The sequence below is a fragment of the Candidatus Kryptobacter tengchongensis genome (genome assembly GCF_001458555.1).
Taxonomy (GTDB): Bacteria; Bacteroidota; Ignavibacteria; order Kryptoniales; family Kryptoniaceae; genus Kryptonium; species Kryptonium tengchongense.
In genome coordinates, this window is sequence record NZ_CZVH01000003.1 from 1 (window position 1) to 6,082 (window position 6,082).

The following is a 6,082-nucleotide window of genomic DNA, read 5'->3' on the forward strand; positions in this document are numbered from 1 at the left end:
GTCCACCAAGTTGAATTAAAACCATTATGATAAATTGCCCAAATCTTGTGAAATATGTTCCTGTGTCAACGACTATAAGTCCAGTTACACAAACTGCGCTTGTTGCTGTAAAGAGCGCATCAATTAATGAAATTCCATTATATGTTGCTTTTGGCAGAAGTAAAAGTAAAGTCCCAAGTGAAATTAGTAACAAAAAGCTAAAGGTGAGAAGTCGGGTTGGGTGGATAGATTTTTGAATTAGCCTCTGACTGTATCTTACTGTTTTTAAAGCAATGTCAAGTGTGAGATAAATTTGAGCTGATGCTATGTAAATTCTTGTAAGTGTTTTTATATCAATTGTCTGTGGCTCACGAATGTAAAACAGGAAGCCGATGCTTTGAATAATGATTAAGAATGTTAATAGAAATTCTATCCATTTTCTGCGAAGATATGATAAGGGGTTGGGGTTGAGCACAAGTTTTGATAGATTGAAAAAGACAAAATAAAAAATCACGATTGAATTGAACTGATGTAAAATACGTTTGACTATTTCGTTGATATAAAATCCATACTCAATTACAAGTGCAGTTATAACGGAACCAGCTAGCACAATCATTATCCGATCAAGTATATCGGAAATTTTTTTAATCTTACCCTGTTGATCTTGAAGCAATTTTAAATGTCAATTTTATTTTGATAGGATGGATATAGCAAGATAGGTAAGAAGAGAGGAGCCGTATTTCATTGCTTCTTCATTTATTGTAAATTTTGAGCTATGGATGTCGTGTTTTGAGTTTTTATCTCCTGCGCCGAGCCAGATAAAACAACCGGGTACTTTCTGAAGGTAATATGCGAAATCTTCAGCGCCCATAACTGGCTTTGCTTCAAAAACCTTGTCTTTCCCCAAGAGTTCAATCGCCTTTTGTTTTGCAAACTCGGTCATTTCTGGGTCATTTATAAGAACTGGATAACCTCGGCTTATTTTTAATTCATAGCCTGCGCCATAGGTTAAGGTTATACCTTTGACAATTTGCTCTATCATCTTCCATGCTTTTTTACGCCATTCTTCATTCATTGTTCGGAGTGTTCCAGATATCGTTGCTTCATCTGGAATTATATTTGTTGCTGTTCCCGCGTGGATTGAAGCAATAGTTAAAACTCGTGGTTCAATTGGGTCAAAAAATCTGCTTGTAATTTTTTGTATGGCTAAGACAATTTCAGAAGCGATTATAACTGGATCAATTGTAAAGTGGGGGCGAGCTCCATGCCCGCCCCTTCCTTTGATTTTGATATAGATCTCATCGGAGGAAGCCATGAGGTGTCCGTCTTTTAAAAAAATCGTACCAGCTTCTGCATCCGGACGAACATGAAGACCGAAAATATAGTCAACCTTTGGATTGTTTAGAACCCCTTCTTTTATCATCTGATTTGCACCACCGGGGTTTTTTTCCTCGCTTGGTTGAAATATAAATTTAACGGTTCCATTTAATTGATTTTGAAACTGCTTTAATATCATCGCTGAACCAAGAAGCATTGCGGTGTGCGCATCATGTCCGCAGGCGTGCATTTTTCCCGGAATTTTTGAAGCGAACGGTAAATTTGTCTGCTCTTGTAATGGGAGTGCATCCATATCAGCACGAAGTGCGACAACCCTGCCTTTTTTTACTCCCTCAAGAACCCCAATTACGCCTGTTTTGGCAATTCCTGTTTCAACTTTTAAACCGAGAGATTTAAGGGTTTGTGCTACGAGTTTAGATGTTCTGTATTCTTCAAATGCAAGCTCTGGATATTGATGAATTTTTCTTCTTATTGAAACAATCTTGGGGAAGATTTTTTCAGCAATTTGAAAAATTTTATTTTGAACAGATTGGTTCATTTTTCAGATTTTTTCGTTTTCTTCTTTGATTTTGTTTTTGAAGATTTCTCACTTTCAGCTATAGGTTCGGTTTGATTGATTGCTGACTGAGTTAATGGAGTTTGAAGAGATAATGGTTCTGGTCTTTGATACATAAGGGTTGGCTCGTTCAAGCTTAGATATGGATTTAGAAGTTTTTTCTTTTTTAACTCTCTTGCTCTTATAACTTCATACATCATCAGAGCTCCAGCGACAGAGGCATTGAGTGATTCAACTTTTCCATACATTGGGATCTTCACGAGGAAGTCACATTTTTGTTTTGTGAGAAATCTCAAGCCTTTGCCTTCATTTCCGATCACAATTGCAACCGGCATTGTATAATCAACTTCGTAGTAAAGTTTTGAAGCATTTGCGTCGGCGCCGACTATCCATATACCTTTTTCTTTGAGTTCATCAAGTGTTTGAGCAAGGTTTACAACTTTTGCAATTCCAACATGAGCGATTGCGCCTGCGGAAGTGCGGGCAACGGTTGAGTTTATAATTGCTGTGTGATGTTTTGTGGTTATAATTCCGTGGACACCTGCACACTCAGCAGTTCTCACAAGTGCACCGAAGTTCTGTGGATCAACTATTTCATCAAGTATTAAAATAAACGGCGGTTCATTTTTTTCTTTTGATACATTTAAAATATCATCAACGCTTATATATTTCGCTTCACTTATAACTGCGATAACCCCCTGCGTTGCTATATCACTTGCAAGCTCACGAAAGCGCTGTTTGTTGATTTCAACAAATGGCACGCCTTTTTTGCGCGCGAGATTTCTGATCTTATCAATTTGACTGCCTCTTATACCGTGAAGAAGATAGATTTTCTCAATCATTACGCTCTGTGATTTGAGAGCCTCTATAACTGGCTGTCTCCCTGCTATTAATTTCGGCTTAATCTCTTCCTCCGGAATCTGTTGCTCTGACATTTGGATGTTTTCCCTTTCGGTATTCATAGTTTCTTAACTCTAATTTATTTTGAAAAAATTTTTTATGATTAAATCAAGCGGAATAAAATCAAAATGGTTCTATTATCCCGTAGCGCTTCAATTTAAGATAGAGGGTTTTCAAGCTAATTCCAAGGATTTCAGCGGTTTTTGATTTATTCCAGTTGTTTGCCTTTAGAACATTCTCAATATGAATTTTTTCAAGCTCAGCAAGCGATAGGGTATTTACAGGTTTTCTAATAAGCTTTGTATAGTAATCTTCTTTGAGTTCTGGTTTTAGAGCAAGGTCTTCAGGCTTTATGATATCGTCTTTTGCAAGAATTGCTGCCCTTTCAACAACATTTTCAAGTTCGCGGATGTTTCCAGGCCAGTCGTAATTCATCAAAATCTCCATCGCTTCTGGGCTCATTTTCTTTTTTCCTCGTGTTTTCTTGTTGAGAAAATACTCAACAAATAGTGGTATATCTTCTTTCCTTTCTCTCAAAGCTGGGAGGCGAATTGTGACGACATTTAATCTATAGAGCAGGTCTTCTCTGAAATTACCTTTTCTAACTTCCTCATTCAAATCTTTATTTGTTGCTGAAATTATACGAACATCAACTTTTAAAATACTATTTCCACCAACTCTTCTGAATTCGCCTGTTTCAATAAACCTTAATAGTTTAGGTTGAACATATTGGCTTAAATCTCCAACCTCATCAAGGAACAATGTCCCTCCGTTTGCAATTTCAACGAGTCCTGGTTTTGAAGTGTGTGCATCTGTGAAGGCTCCTTTTTCGTGCCCAAAAAGTTCTGATTCAATTAAAGTGTCCGGGATAGCGGCACAGTTTATAGCTACAAATGGTTTATCTTTACGTGGACTATTTTTGTGGATTAATCGTGCGATCACCTCTTTACCAGTTCCACTTTCACCGTAAATTAAAACAGTTGCATCTGTTCCAGCAACGCGAGCGACGATATCAAGAACATCTTTAAAAATTTTGCTCTGTCCGATTACTTCATCTGTGTGGATGAGTCTTGATAATTCTTTTTGCATTAAAGTATTTTGAAGCCTTAGCCGACGCTTTTCAATCGCATTTTGAATTGATACAAGAAGTTCGTCAAAGTTATATGGTTTTGTTATAAAATCAAATGCGCCAAGTTTTATCGTTTCAACGGCAAGTTTTATATCTCCAAGTGCTGTAATCATTATTACCTCGGTATCTGGGGAGTATTCCTTTATAAATTTTAAAACCTCAATCCCTGAAATTCTCGGCATTTTTATATCAAGTAGAACAATATCGTAAATTTTGTTTTGAATTTTGTTGATCGCCTGTGCACCATCATTTGCTATATCAATTTCAAAAAGGTTAGTTGATAGCAGTTCATCTTTTAATAGTTCACATAGATATTCCTCATCATCTACAACCAAAACTTTTGCTTTAACATTCCTTTCGCTCATTCTCTATCTTCTTTTTTTGGTGTATTTGGTTTAGTTGATAAATCAAACATTTTCAACCTTCCAACATATGGGACGATTTGCTCGCTTTTCAGTTCCCTTAATTTCAAAATAGTTTGCTCTATTCTGTCTGTGTTTTCTTTGATGATTTTTATGTAAGTTCTTATATCAGGTGGAAGATCTTTTTTGAGAAGAATGTTTGCAGCAAGCTTTATTGCAGCAAGTGGATTGTTAACCTCGTGTGAAACAGTGATAACTATTTCTTGGATCGCTTCAATTTTTTGTGATTGCTCTCCTTTATCTTTTTCTATTTGCCTTTTGAGGTTTTCTCTTTCAATTGTGTTTGCTATGATGACAGGTAGAAGTGGTCCGATTATATCCTCTTTCATGTAATAGTCAATTGCTCCAAGTTTTAAAACTTCGCTCATAATTTCTTTTTCTTTCGCGCTTGAGAGCATTATCACGGGTATATTTATATTTCGGGATTTGATGATTTTCAGCGCTTCTAAGCCGTTCATTTCGGGGAGATAATAATCAAGCAAAATTAAGTTATAATTGTTAGGAATTGAAAGTTTTTCAATTCCTTTTTCTGCTGTCTCAGTCCAATCAACGGAAAAAGAATAGTTTCTATATGAGTTAAGGTAATACTTAATCAAGCCTGCAATGTTTGGGTCGTCTTCAATCAAAAGGATTTTAATTATTTCGCTATTTTCCGACACTATACTTAATTCCCTTGATTTATTTCTTTAAATGCAAGTTTTGCAAGTGCTCCCGCAACATGAGTTTTTATCACCTTTTTCTTTAATTCAGATTCAAGATTTTCTATTATTCCGTTTTTGCAGATAATATATTTCTCACAGTTTGTTTCGTGAGTCCAAGAATTTGTGCGATTTCAGATTCTGTCTTAAGAAATTTTTCTTTCAATACAACAGCGTAACATGCTTCAATTAAGCTTGGCACCCAAGTTAAATGCCTGTATAGAATTAGCTTTCTCGGACCTCCAACTATATCAAGAGCTTTTAGAAAGACCTTAAGAACGATTTCATCAACTTTTTCTTCAATTTGGATAATTTCTTCCTCTTTCAGGACTGGCATATTTAAATCCTTTATTTTTTGTTTGCTATTTCTTTTAGTGATGGACCAATTTTAACAAGCCCAGTTTGATCAATTTCAAGAAGATATGTTTCGGTGCTATGTCCTGACATTCTACACCCATCTATCCTGAAAAGACGAACCATTTCACCTATCGGTCGCTTATATATTTTTTCGGCATATTGATTATTTATTAAAACTTTTGATAACACAATCGTTCCATCAACAATGTGAGGAATTGCGAAACCTCCCGCCGCTTCGGCTGAAAGCTCTTCCTGTCCGGATCTTTTCTGGGATACAAAAATTGCAGTTTGATACCATTTCTTCATGAAATTGAAAAGCTGTCTGACCACAACCCTTGCGATCATCTCTTTTGCTTCATAAAGCCCTGTGACGGAATCAATGACGGTAAATTTGATTTTATACCTCTTAATTGCATATGCAAGTGTGTTGAGAAGCGTTGGGATATCTTCTCTTAATTTACCGTATGAAGCAGCGTCAATGAAGACTATGTTTTCATCAATGTTTTTTTCGTCAACGCCCATTGCAATTGCGCGGAGTTTCATTGAGCTTGCTACAAAATGGGCGGGGGATTCAACAGTGATGAATGCGACCGAGTTTCCAAGCGATGCCTGTTTTATTGCGAATTGTTCAGCCATTAGACTTTTCCCAGTATCTGATATGCCTGTTATATTAAAAACCGAATATTGAGGTATTCCACCAAGT

The 6,082-nt window shown here is 36.4% G+C and carries 6 protein-coding genes and 1 pseudogene; all 7 read right to left on the minus strand.

What is annotated here, in order from left to right:
* A pseudogene (locus AT685_RS00060) lies at positions 1–652 on the minus strand (TrkH family potassium uptake protein); the annotation flags it as partial.
* Positions 653–667: 15 nt separating this feature from the next.
* Positions 668–1,855, minus strand: coding sequence for a M20 metallopeptidase family protein (locus AT685_RS00065; protein WP_072151055.1), 1,188 nt, complete (start codon positions 1,853–1,855; stop codon positions 668–670).
* Positions 1,852–2,835, minus strand: coding sequence for a 23S rRNA (guanosine(2251)-2'-O)-methyltransferase RlmB (gene rlmB, locus AT685_RS00070; protein WP_072151056.1), 984 nt, complete (start codon positions 2,833–2,835; stop codon positions 1,852–1,854). The genes AT685_RS00065 and rlmB overlap by 4 nt, the downstream gene beginning before the upstream one ends.
* 61 nt (positions 2,836–2,896) lie before the next feature.
* A complete protein-coding gene (locus AT685_RS00075) occupies positions 2,897–4,267 on the minus strand; it encodes a sigma-54-dependent transcriptional regulator (protein WP_072151057.1) in 1,371 nt (456 codons plus the stop codon).
* Positions 4,264–4,983, minus strand: coding sequence for a response regulator (locus AT685_RS00080; RefSeq protein WP_072151058.1), 720 nt, complete (start codon positions 4,981–4,983; stop codon positions 4,264–4,266). Before AT685_RS00080 ends, AT685_RS00075 begins: the two co-directional genes overlap by 4 nt.
* Before the next feature lie 106 nt (positions 4,984–5,089).
* Positions 5,090–5,359, minus strand: coding sequence for a hypothetical protein (locus tag AT685_RS00085; RefSeq protein WP_234696201.1), 270 nt, complete (start codon positions 5,357–5,359; stop codon positions 5,090–5,092).
* Positions 5,360–5,370: 11 nt separating this feature from the next.
* Positions 5,371–6,082: KaiC domain-containing protein (locus AT685_RS00090; protein WP_072151059.1), on the minus strand; the 712-nt coding region annotated here is incomplete at its 5' end.

What these genes read in the sequence shown, in the direction of transcription:
- AT685_RS00065 (WP_072151055.1), bottom strand. Translation starts at nt 1,855, where the DNA reads ATGAACCAATCTGTTCAAAATAAAATTTTTCAAATTGCTGAAAAAATC.
- rlmB (WP_072151056.1), bottom strand. Translation starts at nt 2,835, where the DNA reads ATGAATACCGAAAGGGAAAACATCCAAATGTCAGAGCAACAGATTCCG.
- AT685_RS00075 (WP_072151057.1), bottom strand. Translation starts at nt 4,267, where the DNA reads ATGAGCGAAAGGAATGTTAAAGCAAAAGTTTTGGTTGTAGATGATGAG.
- AT685_RS00085 (WP_234696201.1), bottom strand. Translation starts at nt 5,359, where the DNA reads ATGCCAGTCCTGAAAGAGGAAGAAATTATCCAAATTGAAGAAAAAGTT.